15 protein-coding genes and 1 pseudogene are annotated in these 17,746 nt (G+C 71.2%); 6 read left to right on the top strand and 10 right to left on the bottom strand.

Features of this window, described 5'->3' with window-relative positions; all coding sequences use genetic code 11:
• Window positions 1–24 precede the first annotated feature (24 nt).
• The 3 genes from PO78_RS11215 to PO78_RS11225 are packed head-to-tail and all read right to left on the bottom strand — an operon-like array spanning window position 25 to window position 3,231.
• Window positions 25–1,416, bottom strand: a complete 1,392-nt coding sequence (locus PO78_RS11215; protein WP_043743820.1) for a sigma-54-dependent transcriptional regulator — start codon at window positions 1,414–1,416, stop codon at window positions 25–27.
• Entirely contained in the window at window positions 1,413–3,008 is a 1,596-nt protein-coding gene (locus PO78_RS11220; RefSeq protein ID WP_012585902.1) for a two-component system sensor histidine kinase NtrB, read from the bottom strand. Before PO78_RS11220 ends, PO78_RS11215 begins: the two co-directional genes overlap by 4 nt.
• On the bottom strand, window positions 2,986–3,231 hold the full coding sequence (locus PO78_RS11225) for a PP0621 family protein (protein ID WP_004299655.1): 246 nt from the start codon (window positions 3,229–3,231) through the stop codon (window positions 2,986–2,988). Before PO78_RS11225 ends, PO78_RS11220 begins: the two co-directional genes overlap by 23 nt.
• 137 nt (window positions 3,232–3,368) lie before the next feature.
• Here PO78_RS11225 and PO78_RS11230 point away from each other — a divergent pair, with 137 nt between their 5' ends.
• The 3 genes from PO78_RS11230 to PO78_RS11240 are packed head-to-tail and all read left to right on the top strand — an operon-like array spanning window position 3,369 to window position 6,316.
• The gene (locus PO78_RS11230; protein WP_004299657.1) at window positions 3,369–4,526 is read left to right on the top strand and encodes a pyridoxal phosphate-dependent aminotransferase; all 1,158 of its coding nucleotides are present in this window, start codon (window positions 3,369–3,371) and stop codon (window positions 4,524–4,526) included.
• A 33-nt stretch (window positions 4,527–4,559) separates the two neighbouring features.
• Entirely contained in the window at window positions 4,560–5,630 is a 1,071-nt protein-coding gene (gene mtnA / locus PO78_RS11235; protein WP_043743823.1) for an S-methyl-5-thioribose-1-phosphate isomerase, read from the top strand.
• Window positions 5,627–6,316 carry a class II aldolase/adducin family protein gene (locus PO78_RS11240; RefSeq protein ID WP_043743824.1) on the top strand — a complete coding sequence of 230 codons (690 nt, stop codon included), beginning with the start codon at window positions 5,627–5,629 and terminating at the stop codon, window positions 6,314–6,316. The genes mtnA and PO78_RS11240 overlap by 4 nt, the downstream gene beginning before the upstream one ends.
• Window positions 6,317–6,501: 185 nt before the next feature.
• Here PO78_RS11240 and PO78_RS11245 read toward each other — a convergent pair.
• A pseudogene (locus PO78_RS11245) lies at window positions 6,502–7,363 on the bottom strand (NAD(P)-dependent oxidoreductase).
• A 115-nt stretch (window positions 7,364–7,478) separates the two neighbouring features.
• A complete protein-coding gene (locus tag PO78_RS11250; RefSeq protein ID WP_043743826.1) occupies window positions 7,479–8,360 on the bottom strand; it encodes an NAD(P)-dependent oxidoreductase in 882 nt (293 codons plus the stop codon).
• Between the two features lie 110 nt (window positions 8,361–8,470).
• Here PO78_RS11250 and ybiB point away from each other — a divergent pair, with 110 nt between their 5' ends.
• Complete coding sequence (gene ybiB / locus PO78_RS11255) at window positions 8,471–9,385, top strand: DNA-binding protein YbiB (protein WP_043743828.1); 915 nt, start codon at window positions 8,471–8,473, stop codon at window positions 9,383–9,385.
• A gap of 433 nt (window positions 9,386–9,818) precedes the next feature.
• On the opposite strand, the gene PO78_RS11260 is transcribed toward ybiB, so the two are convergent.
• Together PO78_RS11260 and PO78_RS11265 are read right to left on the bottom strand one after the other, a co-directional pair.
• On the bottom strand, window positions 9,819–10,703 hold the full coding sequence (locus tag PO78_RS11260) for a pirin family protein (RefSeq protein WP_004327212.1): 885 nt from the start codon (window positions 10,701–10,703) through the stop codon (window positions 9,819–9,821).
• Window positions 10,704–10,816: 113 nt separating this feature from the next.
• Window positions 10,817–11,416, bottom strand: a complete 600-nt coding sequence (locus PO78_RS11265; protein WP_012585909.1) for an FMN-dependent NADH-azoreductase — start codon at window positions 11,414–11,416, stop codon at window positions 10,817–10,819.
• A 95-nt stretch (window positions 11,417–11,511) separates the two neighbouring features.
• Here PO78_RS11265 and PO78_RS11270 point away from each other — a divergent pair, with 95 nt between their 5' ends.
• Window positions 11,512–12,420, top strand: coding sequence for a LysR substrate-binding domain-containing protein (locus tag PO78_RS11270; RefSeq protein ID WP_004298490.1), 909 nt, complete (start codon window positions 11,512–11,514; stop codon window positions 12,418–12,420).
• 155 nt (window positions 12,421–12,575) lie between these two features.
• On the top strand, window positions 12,576–13,082 hold the full coding sequence (locus tag PO78_RS11275; RefSeq protein WP_004298488.1) for a disulfide bond formation protein B: 507 nt from the start codon (window positions 12,576–12,578) through the stop codon (window positions 13,080–13,082).
• A 4-nt stretch (window positions 13,083–13,086) separates the two neighbouring features.
• Here the strand turns inward: PO78_RS11275 and PO78_RS11280 are convergent, their stop codons facing one another.
• Genes PO78_RS11280 through PO78_RS11290 form a run of 3 tightly spaced genes read right to left on the bottom strand, consistent with a single transcriptional unit; the run spans window position 13,087 to window position 17,686 of the window.
• Entirely contained in the window at window positions 13,087–13,308 is a 222-nt protein-coding gene (locus tag PO78_RS11280) for a YgaP family membrane protein (RefSeq protein WP_004298486.1), read from the bottom strand.
• Window positions 13,305–16,595: an efflux RND transporter permease subunit gene (locus PO78_RS11285; RefSeq protein WP_043743835.1), complete on the bottom strand. Its 3,291-nt coding sequence runs from the start codon at window positions 16,593–16,595 to the stop codon at window positions 13,305–13,307. The genes PO78_RS11280 and PO78_RS11285 overlap by 4 nt, the downstream gene beginning before the upstream one ends.
• Before the next feature lie 14 nt (window positions 16,596–16,609).
• A complete protein-coding gene (locus tag PO78_RS11290; protein WP_043743838.1) occupies window positions 16,610–17,686 on the bottom strand; it encodes an efflux RND transporter periplasmic adaptor subunit in 1,077 nt (358 codons plus the stop codon).
• Window positions 17,687–17,746: the final 60 nt, after the last annotated feature.

The raw sequence follows: 17,746 nt of genomic DNA on the forward strand, positions 1-17,746 counted from the left end.
ACCAGCGTCCGCGGCCTGCGCCCGCTAGTCCATTCCCCACTTCTGCAAACGGTAGCGCAGCTGACGCAAGGTCATGCCGAGGTTGCGCGCGGCCGCCGACCGGTTCCAGCGCGTCTGCTCGAGCGCGCGGATGATGCGCAGGCGCTCGACCTCATCCCGGCCCTCGCCGGCCACTTCGGCCTCGGTCGCCGGCGATGCACCATTCTCGCCCCCCCCCGGCGCCGCGAGCGCGCCGCAATCGTCCTCCACCCCGAGGTCGCCGGCACCGATCTCCTCACCCTCGCACAGCGCACAGGCGCGCTCGAGCAGGTTCTCCAGCTCGCGCACGTTGCCGGGGAAAGCGTAGGCCTGCAGCGCCTCGAGCGCCGCCGCGGAAAGCCGGCGCGGCGCCCCGCCCTCGCGCACGGCGAGGCGGGCGAGGATGTGGGCGGCCAGGTCGGGGATGTCCTCGCGGCGCTCGCGCAACGGCGGCACGCGCAAGGTGATCACGTTGATGCGGAAGAACAGGTCCTGGCGGAAGCGCCCCTCGGCCACCAGGCGGCCGAGATCCTGGTGCGACGCGGAGAGGATGCGCACATCCACCGGCTCCTCGGCATGCGCACCCACCGGGCGCACCGCGCGCTCCTGGATCGCGCGCAGCAGCTTGACCTGCATCGTCAACGGCAGTTCGCCGATCTCGTCGAGGAACAGGGTGCCGCCGCCCGCGGCCTGAAACAGCCCGCTCTTGTCCGCGGTGGCGCCAGTGAAGCTGCCCTTGCGATGACCGAAGAACTCGCTCTCCATCAGCTCGGGCGAGATCGCCCCGCAGTTGACCGGCACGAAGGGGCCGGCGGCGCGCGCACCGAGCGCGTGGATGTAGCGCGCAATCACCTCCTTGCCGGTCCCGGACTCACCATGGATGAACACCGGCGCCTGGTTGCGCGCAAGCTTCCCGGCCTGGGCGCGCAGCTGCACGAAGGCCGCCGAGTGGCCGATCAGGCTGCGCTCCGCCGACGCCGCACCATGCTCGACCGGCTCCACCGCGTGCAGCTTGAGCGCGTGCTGCACGAGTTCGCGCAAGGCCTTGAGCTCGACCGGCTTGGTGACGAAGTCGAAGGCACCCAGCTTGAGCGCGCGGATCGCGGTCTCGATGCTGCCGAAGGCGGTGATCACCGCCACCGGCAGGCCCGGCCGCAGCGTCTGGATGTACTCGACCAGCTCCAGCCCGTCGCCGTCGGGCAGGCGCATGTCGGTCAGGCACAGCCGGTAGCTGCGCTCGGCCAGCAGCGCACGCGCCGCGCCCACCGAGCCCGCCGTGTCGCAGGCCAGTCCCATGCGCATCAGCGAGAGCTCGAGCAGTTCCCGGATGTCGTCCTCGTCATCGACGACGAGGACGTCGGCGGCACGGGGCCGGTTGCGGCGGTCGACCTGGGTCATGGCTGCTGGCTCGCGGTGAGGATGAAGTCGGCACCGGGGGTACTCGGGGCGAGCGCCAGGGTGGCGTCGTTGGCCTCGGCCAGCTCGCGCGCGATGTACAGTCCGAGGCCGGTACCCTTGGGATGGGTGGTGAAGAAAGGTTCGAACAGGTGCGCCCGCATCGCCTCGTCGAAGCCCGGACCGTCGTCCTGCACGTGCAGCACGACCTTGGCGTGCGGCAGGGCCTCCGCCCACAGGCGCACCGCGCCGGGCGCGCCCGAGGCATGGCGGGCCGCGTTCGACAGCAGGTTGTCGAGGATCTGGTGCAGGTGGGCGCGGTCCATCGCCAGGGTCAGCGCAGGGTCGATCGCAAGCTCGTACAGCTGCGCCTCGGCGGGCTCGCGGAACACGCGCGCATCGAGGATCTCGCGCACGAAGGCGGCCAGGCGCAGGGCCTCGGGCATGGTCTGCTCGCGCCGGCCGAGGGCGAGCACGTCGCGGATCATGCGCTCGATACGGCGCGCATTATCGTTGATGATGCGCACCAGGCGCGCCTGCATGTCGGCGCGTTTTTCCTCGCCGAGCAGCTCGGCGGCCTGGGTCACCGCCGACAGCGGGTTGCGGATCTCGTGCGCCATGCTTGCGGTGAGGCGGCCGAGCGCGGCGAGCTTGATCTGCTGCAGCTGGCGCTGGATCTCCTCGTAGTCGGTTAGATACAGCAGGGTGTCGCCCTCGGCCGCGCTCCCCCGGTCGCCCTGCACGCGGCGGCAGCGCAGCAGGCGGCCGGCCGCACCCACCCGCATCAGACGCCCGTCCTCGCCCACCGCCGGCTGCAGCATGTCCTCCAGCCCGGCGTCGAGATCGGCGAGCGCGAGTCCGTCGAGCGCCCCGTCGCCGGCACGGGTCAGGCCGAGCATCTCGAGCGCCTGCGCGTTGGCGTGGAGGACGCGGCCGCGCGCGCCGACCACGATCACGCCGTCCTGCATGTCGCGCAGGATGTGGGCGCTCACCGCCTGCTGCTTGGCGAGCGCCACGCCGCGCTCGGCCGCTAGCGCGGCGTTGGCCTGGGCGCGCAGCGCGAGCAGGCGCGCGATCGCCGCGATGCCGAAAAAGCCGGCGCAAAAGATGCCGACCTGCAGGAACTCGACCGACTGCCCCCCACCGAAAAGCCGCGAGGCGTTCTCGACCAGCACTGCCAGGGTGGCGAGCGCGGCCGAGAACATCACCATGCGCCCTTCGCCGATCAGGCCTGCACCGGCGAGCATCACCATCATCAGCACCGGCATGCCGCTACGGTAGCCGCCGCTCACCCACATGATCGCCGCGAGCGCGACGATGTCGGCGAGCGCGAGCAGGGTCACGACGCGTTCGAAGCCGAGCCGTCGCACCGCGTCGGGGAAACCGAGACTGAGCACCGCGGCGAGGTAGCCGACCACCGCCACGAGGTAGAGGCGCGGGCTCTCGCTGCCGAGGCCGAGCGCCTCGCCGGCGACGAGGAAGAGACCGCCCAGGATCAGCCGGAAGACGTTGAGGTAACGCAGCGCACGCCGGCGCGCGCGGTCGGCCGCATCGACCGCGAAGGCGGCCGCTTCAATCGGGTCGCGGGCCGGCACGGCGATGTTCGTCGCAGCAATAGAAGGTTTCGCCGGCGCGCACGCCCTCGGACTCGGGCACGATCAGCCCGCAGTGTCGGCACTCGAGCATGACCTCTGGCTTGCCCAGGCGCCCGTCCTCGGCCTTGCGCCCGAGTCCGCCACGCGCCTTGAGGCGGCGCACCGCGCCGCGCGCCCACCAGATGCCGAACACGACAAGGATCAGGATGAGCAGGTTGCGCACGTTGGGGGCCGGATGGAAGTCGAGAACACCCGGATTCTAACATGCGCCCCCCGGCGCCCTCGGCCGCGCACGCCGTGCCTACCGCGCACCCGGCCGGTTTGCGACAATGCCGGTCCGCACCGCACCGAACCGCCGCCATGCCGAACTTCCCCGCGCCGATCGAGTCCCGCCTGCCGCACGTCGGCACGACGATCTTCACCGTGATGTCCCGCCTCGCCCAGGAATGCGGCGCGATCAACCTGTCGCAGGGCTTCCCCGACTTCAACGCCGACGACCTGCTGTTCGAGCGCGTCGCGCACTGGATGCGTGCCGGCCACAACCAGTACGCGCCCATGGCCGGCACCGCGGCGCTGCGCGCGGCGATCGCCGCCAAGGTCGAGACGCTCTACGGCACGGCCTACGACGTCGAGCGCGAGATCACCGTCACCGCCGGCGCCACCCAGGCGCTGTTCACCGCGGTGACCGCCTGCGTGCGCGCGGGCGACGAGGTCATCGTGTTCGAGCCGGTGTACGACTCCTACGTCCCCGCCATCGAGCTCGCCGGCGGCAAGGTCGTGCGCATGCGCCTGGCTGCCCCCGACTACCGCCCCGACTGGGACGCGGTGGCGGCGGCGATCGGGCCGCGCACGCGCATGATCATGATCAACACCCCGCACAATCCCACCGCCACGGTATGGACGCGGGACGATCTCGACCGCCTCGCGGCGCTGGTGCGCGGCACCGGCATCGTCGTGGTGGCCGACGAGGTCTACGAGCACATCGTCTTCGACGGCGCGGCGCACGCCTCCTGCGCCGCGCACCCCGAGCTCGCGCAACGCAGCTTCGTGGTGTCGAGCTTCGGCAAGACCTACCACATCACCGGCTGGAAGGTGGGCTACGTGCTCGCCCCGCGCGAGCTCATGGCCGAATTCCGCAAGGTGCATCAGTTCAACGTGTTCACCGTGAACACTCCGGTACAGCTCGCGCTCGCCGACTACATGGCCGACGCCTCGCGCCACCTCGGCCTGGCCGCGTTCTACCAGGCCAAGCGCGACTTCTTCCGCGCCGCGCTGGCCGCCTCGCGCTTCGAGCTGCTGCCCTCGCACGGCACCTACTTCCAGCTCGCGCGCTATGCGGCGATCTCCGACCTGGGCGACGCCGCCTTCTGCGAGCACCTGACCCGCAATGTCGGCGTCGCCGCGATCCCGGTGTCGGCCTTCTTCGCCGACGGCCGCGACGAACACGTGATCCGCTTCTGCTTCGCCAAGAACGAGGCCACGCTCGCCGCCGCCTGCGCCAAACTGGTGGCGCTCTAAGTCGCCCCGCCCCCCCTCCACGAGAGCGCCCCGATGTTCGAACAACCCATCCCCACCTTGCGCCGCGACGGCGAGGTCGTCCATGTCCTCGACCAGACCTTGCTGCCCTTCCGCACCGAGACCGTCGCGCTGCGCACCCTTGCCGAGGCCGCGCACGCGATCCGCAGCATGCAGGTGCGCGGCGCGCCGCTGATCGGCGCCACCGCGGCCTTCGGGGTGGCGCTCGCGCTCGCCGACGAGGGCGCCGACGACGCCACGCTCGCGCACGCGCTCGCCACCCTGGGTGCCACCCGGCCCACCGCGGTGAACCTGCACTGGGCGCTCGAGCGCATGCGCCTCGCGCTGCAGCCCTTGCCGCCCCCTGCGCGCGTCGAGGCGGCGTGGGCCGAGGCCGAGGCGATCCGCGCCGACGACACCGCGACCTGCGACGCGATCGGCCGCCACGGCGTGCGCCTGATCCGCGAGATCGCCGCCCGCCGTCCCGGCCCGGTGCGGCTGATGACGCACTGCAACGCCGGCTGGCTCGCCACCTGCGGCGCCGGCACCGCGCTCGCGCCGGTCTATGCGGCACAGGCCGAGGGCATCGCGGTCGAGGTCTTGGTGAGCGAGACGCGGCCACGCAACCAGGGCCTGCTCACCGCCTGGGAGCTGCGCGCCGCCGGCGTGCCTCACGTGCTCATCGCCGACAACGCCGCCGGCCTGCTGCTGATGCGCCACGAGGTCGACCTCGTCATCACCGGCGCCGACCGCATCGCCGCCAACGGCGACACCGCCAACAAGGTCGGCACCTACCTCAAGGCGCTCGCCGCCCGCGTCGCCGAGGTGCCCTTCCACATCGCCGCACCGCACTCCACGCTCGACTTCGCCTGCGCCGACGGCGCCGCCATCCCGATCGAGGACCGCGGCGCCGACGAGGTCCTGCACGTGCGCGGCGAGGCCGCCGACGGCGCCACCGCCGAGCTCGCGCTCGCCCCCGCGGGCACGCGCGCCGCCAACCCCGCCTTCGACCTCACCCCGGCTGCGCTCATCACCGGCATCGTCACCGAGCGCGGCATCGCCCGCCCGGGCGAGCTCGCCCGCCTCTACCCGGAGCAGGCGCGATGAGCGCCGGCGCGCCCGGCTGCATCCACGAGGAAGCCGGCTGGCGCGGCAGCGACGACCCGCGCGCGCGCCTGCTCCACACCCTGCGCGCGATGGGCGCGGCGCGGCTCAACGTCGGCACCTCGGGCAACGCCAGCCAGCGCCTCGAGGGCGGGCGCATGCTGATCAGCCCGAGCGGGATCCCCGCCGAGCGCTGCCGCACCGAGGACATGGTGGTCGTGGAGGCCGACGGCCGCTACGCCGGCGCGCGCGCGCCCTCGTCCGAATGGCCGCTGCACCACGACGTCTATACCGCCTTCCCGGCGGCCGGCGCGGTGCTGCACGCGCATGCGCCCTTCGCGACCGCACTCGCCTGCCAGCGCCTCGACATCCCTCCCTTCCACTACATGATCGCGCGCTTCGGCGGCACCACGGTGCGCTGTGCGCGCTACGCCACTTTCGGCACCCAGGCGCTGTCCGACGCCACCGTGGCGGCGCTGCAAGAGCGCAGCGCCTGCCTGCTCGCCAACCACGGCATGGTCGTCCTCGGCCGCGACCTCGAGCACGCGCTGGCGATGGCGATCGAGTTCGAGACCCTCTGCGAGCAGTACTGGCGCACCCTGCAGCTGGGCGAGCCGGTGCTGCTGTCGGAAGAGGAGATGGCCGAGGTGATCGAGCGCTTCAAGTGGTACGGCAAGCCACGCGCGTGACCCGACGACAAGTCGCATCGCGACTCGCATCGCTCCCACAAGACCGCCCAGCCGCCAGCGGCAACGATGAGCACGACGGTTTTCGTAGGAGCGACGCAAGTCGCGATTCAGCCGCCGACGAAAGCGATGTCCGTTGGCGCAGGCGGGCGACGAGACCCGCGCGCCAGAGGCGAACAGGCCCTCCGCTACCCCTCCAGCACCCGCAGCAGGCTCGCGGTGTCGTCCCGACCCCAGCCTGCGCCCATCAGCGCGTCGAGCTGCTGCCAAACCTGCGCCGCCACCGGCAGCGGCGCGCCGAGGCGGGCGGCCTCTTCCATCAGGATGGCGAAATCCTTGTGGTGCAGGCGGGCCTCGACGCCGGCGGCGAAGTCGCGCGCCACCATCTTCGCGCCCATCACCTCCAGCACCCGCGAGCCCGCCGACCCGCCAGCGAGCGCGCACAGCACCGCGGCCTGGTCCACCCCATGGGCGCCGGCGAGGCGGAAGGCTTCGGCGCAGGCCTGGATCGCCGACACCATGATCATCTGGTTGCAGGCCTTGGCCACCTGCCCGGCGCCCGGCGGGCCGATGTGCACGATGCGCTTGCCGAGCGCCTCGAGCAGCGGACGCACGCGCGCCAGCGTGGCGGCCTCGGCACCGGCCATGATCGCCAGCGTGGCCGCGCGCGCGCCCTGTCCGCCGCCCGACACCGGCGCGTCCACCCAGCCGACGCCGCGCGTGGCGTAGCGCTCCGCGAGCGCGCGCGCCGACGCCGGGGCGATCGTGCTCATGTCCACATGGACGGCCCCGGGCGCGAAGCCCTCGGCGAGTCCCTGCGGCCCGAAGGCGAGCGCTTCGACGTCAGCGCTCGCGGTGACGATGGTGATCACCACCTCGCTGCGCGCAGCCAGATCAGAAGGCGTCGCGCACAGCGCCACGCCCTCGGGCGACCAGCGCCGCCGCCGACTCCGGCCGCCGCGCCCACACCGCGAGCGCATGGCCCGCAGCGCGCAGGTGGCGAGCCATCGGCTCGCCCATCACGCCCAGCCCGATGAAACCGACCCTCATCGCCCCGCCCTCCGCCCTGCCTTCCGCCACGCTCACCGGACCACCCTCCTGTCGCTGCGCGACCTCCTCCCCGGGAGAGGGCAGCGCTTCCCTTCGGGCGGCCGTGCGGGCGCGCTCATTCACCCACCCCGCCGCTCATGCGCTCCAGCAGCTTCAGCATCGCCACCGAGTCTTCATCCCCCATCCCGCAACCCAGCATGCCGTTGAAGAGCTGCGCCGCGGCCGCAGCCGCGGGCAGCGCCACGCCGAGGCGGTGCGCCTCGCCCATGACGATGCGCAGGTCCTTCTGGTGCATCCAGGCCTTGAAGCCGGGCCGGAAGTTGCGCTCGAGCATGCGCTGGCCGTGGTTCTCCAGGATGCGCGAGTATGCGAAGCCGCCGAGCAGCGCCTCGCGCACCTTCGTGCCGTCCGCGCCGCTCTTGGCCGCGAAATTGAGCGCCTCGGCCACCGCCGCCACGCCCACCCCGGTGACGATCTGATTGCAGGCCTTGGCGACCTGGCCGGCACCGGCCTCGCCGATGCGGGTGATCGACTTGCCCATGGCTTCGAAGAGCGGCTGCACGTGCACGCAGGCCGCCGCGTCGCCGCCCACCATGATGGTGAGCGTGCCCGCAATCGCGCCCGGCTCGCCGCCCGAAACCGGCGCATCGAGCGCGATCACCCCGCGCGCCCCCAGGCGCTCGGCGATGGACTGCGCCACAGCGGGCGCGATCGTGCTCATGTCGATGTGGATGTGGCCGGGTGCGGCACCGTCGGCCACGCCCTCGGCGCCGAGCGTCACCTGCTCGACGTCGGGCGCGTCCGGCACCATGCTGATCGTCACCGCCGCGCGCCGCGCCACCTCGGCCGCACTCGCGCAGTCGCCCGCGCCGGCCTCGAGCAGCGGCCGCATCGAGTCGCGCCGCCGGCTCCACACCTGCACGCGATGGCCCGCTTTCAGCAAATTGAGCGCCATGGGCCGGCCCATGAGGCCGAGCCCGATGAATCCGACATCCATTCGTCGAGTCTCCACGGGATTGCTTGTTCTTCGGCGGGTGCGGCGGGTGCGGCGGGTGCGGCGCGTGGACACGCTGGTCGCGCGGCGCGAAGCTCGCCATAATCGACGCCATGAAATACGGTCCAATCATCAAGGAAATCGGGCGGGGCGCCAAGGGCGCCCGCGACCTCGACACGGCCGCCGCGGCGGCGCTCTTCGGCGACATCCTCGACGGCGTGGTGCCCGAACTCGAGCTCGGCGCCATCCTGCTCGCCTTCCGCATCAAGAGCGAGGCGCTGCCCGAGCTGCTCGGCTTCAAGCAGGCGATGGACGCGCGCACCGTGCAGGTGGCGGTGCCCGAGGGTCCGCGCTGCGTGGTGCTGCCGACCTACAACGGCGCGCGCCGCCAGGCCAACCTGATGCCGCTGGTGGCGCTGTTGCTCGCGCGCGAGGGCGTGCCGGTGCTTATCCAGGGCCGCCACGACTTCGAGACACGGGTGAGCCCCTTCGAGCTGCTCGCCGCGCTCGACCTGCATCCGGCCGTCGACACCGTCGAGGCTTCCGCACAACTCGCGCGGCGGCACATCGCCTGCATCGGTGTGGACAAGCTGCTGCCCGGGCTGGATCCGCTGCTCGCGCTGCGCCTGCGCATGGGCGTGCGTGCGAGCGGCCACACCATGGCCAAGCTGGTCGACCCCTGCCGCGGACGCAGCGTACGCGTGGTCGCGGTGACGCATCCCGAGTACCTCGAGCGCATGGACGCCTTCCTGCGCGCAGACGGCGGCCGCGCGATGCTGATGCGCGGCACCGAGGGCGAGATCTACGCCAATCCGCGACGTTGTCCGGAAATGAAGGTCTACGTGGATGGCGAGGCCAGAGTCGCTGTCCCCGCAGAGGAAGGCGGCGCCCCCCCGCTCGCCGGGCTGCCGGATACGCCCTCGGTGGCGGACAACGCGGCGTTGATCCGCGCCATGCTCGCGGGCGAGGTTCCCGTGCCGGCGCCGATCCGCGCCCAGGTCGCCGCCCTCGCATCCGTGGCCGCCTGAGCGCATCCGACCCGACTTCCCATCGTTCCCGAGCCGCTCCGCAAGTCGCGATGCGGCCGGGAGCCGGAGCAGCACGCGACGGCGCGGCCTGAAGCACCGTAATCGCGACTTGCGTCGCTCCTACAGCACTGCTTCGGAAGCGCGGCGGTTCCCGTAGGAGCGACGCAAGTCGCGATCGCAGCGGGGCTTCGGAGGAGCGGCGGTTCCCGCAGGAGCGACGCAAGTCGCGATCACGGCCGGGCTTCGGAAGCGCGGCGGTTCCCGCAGGAGCGACGCAAGTCGCGATATGGCCGGGCTACGGAAGCGCGGCGGTTCCCGTAGGAGCGACGCAAGTCGCGATCGCAGCGGGGCAAAGGAAGCGCGGCGGTTTTCGGGGCGACCGCGGCGCCTGTCCCGCGATCGCCGCCAGCGCGGACGAACCGCAGGTCTCTCTTCAGGCGGCCAGGCGGCCGGCGCGATAGTCGGCTACGGCTTGGTAGATCTCCTGCTCGCTGTTCATCACGAACGGGCCGTATTGCGCGATCGGCTCGCCGAGCGGGCGGCCGGCGATCAGCAGCACGCGGGCATCCTCGGTCGCCTCAATGCGCACGCCGTCGCGATCCGCGGCGTTGGCGAGGATCGCCATGTTGCGCACCGGCACCGCCACCTCGCCAAGCTTCACCTGCCCGCGGTACACGTAAACGAAGACGTTGTGGTCGGCCGCCAGGGGTTGCGCGAAGCTCGAACCGGCGGGCAGGTGCAGGTCGAGGTAGAGCGGCGCGGTGACCGTGCGGGTGACGGCGCCGGTCACGCCATGGCTCTCGCCGGCGATGACGGTGGCCTCGACGCCGGCGGAGGTGGTGAAGCGCGGCAGCTCCCCCGCGGCGAAGTCGCGATACCAGGGCGCGCTCATCTTGTCCTGTGCTGGCAGGTTCAACCAGAGCTGGAAGCCTTCCATCACGCCCTCTTCCTGCTGCGGGATCTCGGAGTGGATCACGCCGCGGCCGGCGGTCATCCACTGCACGCCGCCGTTCTCCAGCAGGCCCTCGTGGCCGGCGCTGTCGCGATGCAGCATGCGGCCGGCGATCATGTAGGTCACGGTCTCGAAGCCGCGGTGGGGATGGTCGGGGAAGCCGGCGATGTAGTCGTCGGCCTGGTCGCTGCCGAAGGCGTCGAGCATCAGGAAGGGATCGAGCCGGCGCTGCAGCGGCTGGGTGAGCACGCGGGTGAGCTTGACACCGGCACCGTCCGAAGTCGGATGGCCGGTCACGAGCCGCTCCACCGTGCGCGCACGCTGCACGGTCGCGGAGGGGATGCGGGGCTTGGGGGTCGTGCTCATCTGCGTGCTCCTCTGTCCGGGGTCGGGGGGGTGTGGGGCGGGTGGGCCCGCCCTCGTCGTTCAGGCGGGCCTCGCGACGCCGGCGGCGGTCGCGAGGCTCGTGCCGCAAGGGCTCAGGCGAGCGCGGCGGCGATGTCCGCCGCGGCCTCGGCGAAGCCCTGCTTCGTGGCCTCTTCACCCATGTTCAGGCCTTCGGCGTAGATGAAATGCACGTCGTTGATGCCGAGAAAACCGAGCAGGGTCTTCAGGTAAGGCGTCTGGGTGTCGGCCGCGGTACCGCGGTAGCGCCCACCGCGCGCAAAGGTGACATAAGCCTTCTTGCCCTTGAGCAGGCCCTCGGGACCGTTCTCGGTGTAGCGGAAGGTGACGCCGGCGCGAGCGATCGCGTCGATCCAGTTCTTGAGCTGGGTGGAGATGCCGAAGTTGTACATCGGCACGCCCAGCACAAGCACGTCGGCCGCCTGTACCTCGGCGACCAGCGCGTCGCTCTGCGCCACGCGCACCGCCTGCTCGGGGCTGCGCTGCTCGGCCGGGGTGAACAGGGCGCCGAGCGCGGCCTCGTCGATCGCCGGCGCAGGGTCGCGGGCGAGGTCGCGCACCACCACACGGGCGGCCGGCTCAGCGGCGACCAGGCGGGCGACAACTTCGCTGGCGAGGCGGGTGGAGTTACCGGCTTGGGAACGGGCGCTACCGTTGATCTGCAGGATGTTCATGTGCTTGTCCTCTGGCTTGGGGATGGGATGGATTGCAGTGTATTGGATGCCGGGGATTGCATTAAGCCCGTTCTACGCACATGATTGTTCCCTATATGGAACAAATCGACCCTAACGACCTGCTCGTCTTCGCCCGCGTGGTGGCCGAGGGCAGCCTGACCGCCGCGGCCGACAAGCTCGGCCTGCCCAAGTCCACCGTCTCGCGTCGGCTGTCGCGGCTGGAGGAGCAGCTCGGCGAGCGCCTGCTGCTGCGCACCACCCGTCGTCTCAACATCACCGAGTTCGGCGCCGCCCTGCTCGACCACGCACGCCAGCTCGAGAGCGAGGTCGAGGCGGTCGCGGCGCTCGCCGAGAGCCGCCAGGCGCGCCCGAGCGGGCGGCTGCGGGTGTCGATGCCGAGCGACTTCGCCAACCTGCTGCTCACCGACATGCTCGCCGCCTTCGCCGCGCTGCATCCCGCGGTGACGCTGGAGCTCGACCTGTCGCCACGCCGGGTGGACCTGCTCGGCGAGAACTTCGACCTCGCGATCCGCCTCGGCGACCTGCCGGACGACGCGCTGCTCGCCGCGCGCCGGCTGGCGGTGTTTCCGTGGGGGCTGTATGCCGCACCCGCCTATCTCGCCGAGCACGGCGAGCCGCAGGCACCGGACGACCTCCACCGCCATCGCGCGCTGCGCCTGCTCGCGCGCACCGGCGACGCGATCCGCTGGACCCTGCTGTGCGGCGATCAGCGCTGGGAAGGCGTGCCGCCGGGCTCGATCACGGCGAACTCCCCCGAGCTGCTGATCCGTTTCGCCTGCGCGGCTGCGGGCATCACCACCGTGCCCGAGTATTTCGCCGCGCCCCACGTGCAGCGCGGCGAGCTGCGCCGGGTGCTGCCCGACTGGCGTCCGCCCTCGATCGCCGCCTGGGCGGTGTTCCCGGGCCGGCGGCTGATGCCGGCGAAGACGCGAGCTTTCCTGGACATGCTGCAGGCGGCGCTGGGCGGCGATCAGCGCGGGTGAGAGGGCCCCGGGCTTGCCTCGCTCCCACGGAATGCACGGAGGCCGCCGACCTCCGCCGCCCACGGGGAACACCGCAAGCATGCACGGGTCCGAGAGCGCGGACGCCGCTCGCCTGCTCGCCTACAATGGCGCCCTTTCCCGGAAGATCGAATACGATGACCCTGCTACACCGCATCCTGAACCTGCCTGCGCGGGTGCTCTACCTCGCCCTGTTCCTGGTCGCCACCGGGCTGCTCGGCTTCGGCCTCTACCTGCAGCACGGCCTGGGCCTGGAGCCCTGCCCGATGTGCATCATGCAGCGCTACGCCTTCGCGACCGCCGCGCTGATCGCGCTGATCGCCGGTCTGCATGCACCTGGACGCGGCGGTGAGCGCATCTACGCGGTGCTGATCGGAGCGGCCGCGCTCACCGGCGGCATGATCGCCGCGCGTCAGAGCTGGATGCAGCTCAACCCGCCGCTGATCCCGGAGTGCGGCCCGGGGCTGGAGTTCATGCTCGAGAGCTTCCCGCTCGCGCAGGCCCTGCCGATGATCTTCCGCGGCGCGGGAGACTGCACCGTGATCGAATGGACTTTCCTCGGTCTGTCGATCGCGAACTGGTCGCTGGTGAGCTTCACCGCGACCGTGCTGTTCGCCGGCTGGATGCTGCTGCGGCGTAGCTGAACACTCAGTTGCAGCTCGCGGGGCCGTCCTTCACGCCCAGTTTGTGCAGGATGTTGACCAGCGGACAGATGCCGGTGAAGGCGCTCTGGAAGAGGTTGAGGCCGACGAAGCCGGTCACCCACAGGAAGTGCTTGCTGACGAAGAGCGGCGAGGCCTCGACGCCGAAGGCCAGCGAGGCCAGGACGAAGGCGCCGGCGAAGGCGCGCACGTATTCATTGGTGGTCATGCGGGATTCTCCTCGGGGTTCTCGAAGCTTGCGATGCGGCCACGCATGGCCGCGTAGTAGAGCACCGGGATCACCACCAGGGTGAGCACGGTGGACACGAAGATGCCGAAGATCAGGCTGATCGCCAGCCCGTTGAAGATCGGGTCGTCGAGGATGAACACCGCGCCGATCATCGCCGCCAGCGCGGTGAGTCCGATCGGCTTGGCGCGCACCGCGGCGGCGCGGATCAGCGCCTCGCCGAATTCCATCCCCGGCTTGCCATCCACCCCTCGCACCTGCTGATTGACGAAATCCACCAGCAGGATCGAGTTGCGCACGATGATGCCGGCGAGCGCGATCATGCCGATCATCGATGTGGCGGTGAATTGCGCGCCGAGCAGCGCATGACCGGGCATCACGCCGACGATGGTGAGCGGGATCGGCGCCATGATGATCAGCGGCACCAGGTAGCTGCGGAACTGCGCCACCACCAGCAGGTAGATCAGCACCAGGCCCACGGCGTAGGCCGCGCCCATGTCGCGGAAGGTCTCGTAGGTGATCTGCCACTCGCCGTCCCACTTCAACTGATAGCCGGCGTAGGGGTCGACGGGCTGGCGAATGAACCACTCGCCGAGCGTGCCGGCAAGCCCCCGGGTACCTTCGAGCGCCATGCCGTTCACGCGCGAGCGGATGTCGAACATGCCGTACAGCGGCGAATCCAGCTTGCCACCCATGTCGCCGGTCACGTACACCACCGGCAGCAGGTCCTTGCGGTAGAGGATCTGCTCGCGGCGCGTCTCGGCCACCTGCACCAGCTCGGAGAGCTTCACCCGCTGGCCGGCGTTGTCGCCGCCGCGCGCGCGCACCTGCATGGCGAGCAGGTCGGCGAGGTCGGACTGGCGCACCGCCGGCAGCTGGATGCGCACCGGGATCTCGTACTTGTTGTCGCCGCCATGCACCGGGGTGACGTTCTCGCCGGAGAGGCCGAGGCGTACGACCTCGACGATGTCGGCCTGCGCCACGCCCATGCGCGCGGCCTTGGCCTGGTCGACGCGCAGCACGAGCTTGGGCGCGTCCTCGTCCACCGTGTCGTCCACGCCGACGATGTCGGGGGTGTCTTCGAAGGCGGCACGAACCCGCTTCGCGACCGCCATCTGGCTGTCGTAATCCGGACCGTAGATCTCGGCCACGATCGGCGACAGCACGGGCGGCCCGGGCGGCACCTCCACCACCTTGGCGTTGCCGCCGTTGCGGAGGGCGATCGCGGTGACGGCGTCGCGCACCGACACCGCGATCTCGTGGCTCTGGCGCTCGCGCGCGGTCTTGTCGACCAGGTTCACCTGGATGTCGCCCTGTTCGGGGGCGCTCCTCAGGTAGTACTGGCGCACAAGGCCGTTGAAGTTGATCGGCGCCGCGCTGCCGGCGTAGGACTGCCAGTCGGTGACCTCGGGCACGGTGGCCAGATGTGCGCCGATCTCGTTCAACACGCGGGCCGTGTCCTCGACCGGCGTGCCGGCCGGCATGTCGAGCACGACCTGGAACTCGCTCTTGTTGTCGAAGGGCAGCATCTTCATGACCACGAGCTGCACCACCGGCAGCGCCACCGAGGCGCCGATGAGCGCGAACACGGCCAGCCACAGCATCAGGCGGTTGCGAGCGCCGCGGCGGGGGTCGAACATCGGCGTCATCACGCGACGGAAGAGGCCGTCGAGCCGCTTCGTAATCCGGTCTTCGCCACCATGCTGATGGGCGTCGACGTTCTTCAGCATCTTCTGCGCCAGCCAGGGCGTGACCACGAAGGCCACCACCAGCGAGATGAACATGCCCATCGAAGCGTTGATCGGGATGGGGCTCATGTAGGGACCCATCAGCCCGGTCACGAAGGCCATCGGCAGCAGCGCCGCGATGACGGTGAAGGTGGCGAGGATGGTAGGGCCGCCGACCTCGTCGACCGCCCTGGGGATCAGTTTCCACAGCGCCGTGTCGGGCTCGAGGGTGTGCCAGCGGTGGATGTTCTCCACCACGACGATGGCGTCGTCGACCAGGATGCCGATCGAGAAGATGAGCGCGAACAGCGACACCCGGTTGAGCGTGAAGCCCCAGGCCCAGGAGGCGAACAGCGTCGCCGCGAGCGTGAGCGACACCGCGATGCCGACGATGATCGCCTCGCGCCGGCCGAGCGCGAAGAACACCAGCGCCACCACCGCGGCGGTGGCGAAGGCGAGCTTGCCGATGAGCTGCTTGGCCTTGTCGTTGGCAGTCTTGCCGTAATCGCGCGTGACGGTGAGCTCCACGCCCTCCGGGATGAGGCTGCCACGCAGGTTCTCCAGGCGCTGCATCGCCGCGCGGGCGACATCGGCTGCGTTGGCGCCGGGCTTCTTCGACAGCGCCAGGGTGACCGCCGGGAAGAGGCCGTGCTGATCGATGCCGCGCTCCGAGGCGGCGGCGCCGGTGCCGAACCAGACGTACTGCGCGGGCTGGTCGGGGCCGTCGACGACCTCGGCGACGTCGCGCAGGAAGACCGGTCGGCGCTCGGAGACGCCCACGACCAGGTTGCGCACGTCCTCGGCGGACTCGAGGTAGGTGCCGGTCTGCACCAGCACTTCCTTGTTGCCCGCGACCAGGCTGCCCGCCGGCTGCGAGGCGTTGGCGAGCTGCAGCGCGCCGCGCAGGTCCTGCGCGGTGACGCCGTGCGCGTTCATGCGCTCGATGTCCATGTCCACCCGGATCACGTGGCCCGGGCCGCCGATGGTGGCGACGTCGCGGGTGCCGGGGATGCGCTTGAGCTCGGTCTCGATCGCACGCGAGACCTGCTGCAGCGAGAAGGCGGCACGTTCGGGATCGGCGGTCCACAGCGTGAAGCTGACGATGGGCACATCGTCGATTCCCTTGGGCTTGATCAGCGGCTGGCCGACGCCGAGCTGTGGCGACAGCCAGTCGGCATGCGAGTCCACCGTGTCGTAGAGCCGGACCAGCGCGGTCTGGTTGGGCACGCCGACCTCGAACTGCACGGTGATCACCGCCATGCCGGGGCGCGACACGGTGTAGACATGCTCGACGCCCGCCATGCGCGACAACACCTGCTCGGCCGGCCGTGCCACCAAAGCCTCGACGTCGCGTGCCGAGGCCCCCGGGAAGGGCACCAGCACGTTGGCCATGGTGACGTCGATCTGCGGCTCTTCTTCCTTGGGTGTGATCAGCGTGGCGAAGATGCCGGCCAGCAGCAGCACCAGCGCCAGCAGCGGGGTGATCGCGTTGCGCTGGAAACCGGCCGCGATACGGCCGGAGATGCCGAGGGACTTTTCCATGGTCGCCTTCCGGCTCAGCGCGCGGCCGCGCGGGCCTGGATGCCGGCCTGCACCGGGTCGAGGGCGAGGGTCTCGTCCCCGCCGAGACCGGAGAGCACCTCGACCCACTCGCCGCCGGGGAGCGCGCGGCCGAGACGGATCTGGCGCAGCGTGAAGCCGCCCTGCCCGTCGGCGGCGTAGACGGCGGTGAGCTCGCCGCGACGCAGCACGGCGGCAACCGGGATCACGGTCGGCCCGGCGGTGCTTGCAGCGGCGGCCGTGCCCTGGAAATGCACGCGCGCGAAGCTGCCGGGGAGCACATCCTCGATGCCGGCCGGCAGGTCCACGCGCACGCGCACGGTGTGGGTGCGCGCGTCGGCGGCGGGCAGCACCGTGACCGCGGCCGCCTCGACGATGCGCCTGCTGGCGGGCAGTTCGACCCTGGCGCGCAGCGGGCCGGCACCCAGCTCGGCGAGACGCTGCGGGGCGAGATCGGCCACGGCGCGCATCTGCGCGGGGTCATACACGGTGAGCAGGTTGCGCCCGGGCTGTGCCATCTCGCCGGGCTCGATGTGGCGCGCGGCGACGAGGCCGTCGAGCGGCGACACCACGCTGGTGTAGCCCTTCACGGTGGCGGCCTGCTCGCGCTGGGCGCGCGCGGCGCGCACCTGAGCCTCGGCGGCCTGGAACTGCGCGCGCGCGTTGTCGAGCGCCGACTGGCTGAGGAACTTGCGCTCGACCAGGCTGCGCGCGCGCTGGTATTCGGCCCGCGCGTTGACGAGCGCGCTCTCGGCCTGGGCAATGCCGGCATCGGCCGCGGCGACGGCGGCGGCAACCTCGGCCGGGTCGATGCGCGCCAGCACCGCGCCCCTGCGCACGCGATCGCCGGCGTCCACGGAGAGCTCGAGGATGCGACCGGGCATCTGCGCAGCCAGGGTGGACTGGCGCACGGCCTCGATGGTGGCCTCGGCGACGATCGCGGGGACGACCGCGCGTGCCTCGACGCGGACGGTGGGAAGCTCCGCACGCACCCCGCCGGAAGTGACGGTCAACAGGCTCAGGACAAGAACAGCCAGGAGACGGGCAGGAACGGAGAGCATGATCGGCTTCATAAGAATAAGTATATTCTTATATTGAAGGCCGTCAAGGAATACCCCTCGAGAACCGCGAGA

Source organism: Thauera sp. SWB20 (genome assembly GCF_000831325.1).
Lineage (GTDB): Bacteria > Pseudomonadota > Gammaproteobacteria > Burkholderiales > Rhodocyclaceae > Thauera > Thauera aminoaromatica.

What these genes read in the sequence shown, in the direction of transcription:
- PO78_RS11215 (WP_043743820.1), bottom strand. Translation starts at nt 1,416, where the DNA reads ATGACCCAGGTCGACCGCCGCAACCGGCCCCGTGCCGCCGACGTCCTC.
- PO78_RS11230 (WP_004299657.1), top strand. Translation starts at nt 3,369, where the DNA reads ATGCCGAACTTCCCCGCGCCGATCGAGTCCCGCCTGCCGCACGTCGGC.
- mtnA (WP_043743823.1), top strand. Translation starts at nt 4,560, where the DNA reads ATGTTCGAACAACCCATCCCCACCTTGCGCCGCGACGGCGAGGTCGTC.
- PO78_RS11240 (WP_043743824.1), top strand. Translation starts at nt 5,627, where the DNA reads ATGAGCGCCGGCGCGCCCGGCTGCATCCACGAGGAAGCCGGCTGGCGC.
- PO78_RS11250 (WP_043743826.1), bottom strand. Translation starts at nt 8,360, where the DNA reads ATGGATGTCGGATTCATCGGGCTCGGCCTCATGGGCCGGCCCATGGCG.
- ybiB (WP_043743828.1), top strand. Translation starts at nt 8,471, where the DNA reads ATGAAATACGGTCCAATCATCAAGGAAATCGGGCGGGGCGCCAAGGGC.
- PO78_RS11260 (WP_004327212.1), bottom strand. Translation starts at nt 10,703, where the DNA reads ATGAGCACGACCCCCAAGCCCCGCATCCCCTCCGCGACCGTGCAGCGT.
- PO78_RS11265 (WP_012585909.1), bottom strand. Translation starts at nt 11,416, where the DNA reads ATGAACATCCTGCAGATCAACGGTAGCGCCCGTTCCCAAGCCGGTAAC.
- PO78_RS11270 (WP_004298490.1), top strand. Translation starts at nt 11,512, where the DNA reads ATGGAACAAATCGACCCTAACGACCTGCTCGTCTTCGCCCGCGTGGTG.
- PO78_RS11275 (WP_004298488.1), top strand. Translation starts at nt 12,576, where the DNA reads ATGACCCTGCTACACCGCATCCTGAACCTGCCTGCGCGGGTGCTCTAC.
- PO78_RS11280 (WP_004298486.1), bottom strand. Translation starts at nt 13,308, where the DNA reads ATGACCACCAATGAATACGTGCGCGCCTTCGCCGGCGCCTTCGTCCTG.
- PO78_RS11285 (WP_043743835.1), bottom strand. Translation starts at nt 16,595, where the DNA reads ATGGAAAAGTCCCTCGGCATCTCCGGCCGTATCGCGGCCGGTTTCCAG.
- PO78_RS11290 (WP_043743838.1), bottom strand. Translation starts at nt 17,686, where the DNA reads ATGAAGCCGATCATGCTCTCCGTTCCTGCCCGTCTCCTGGCTGTTCTT.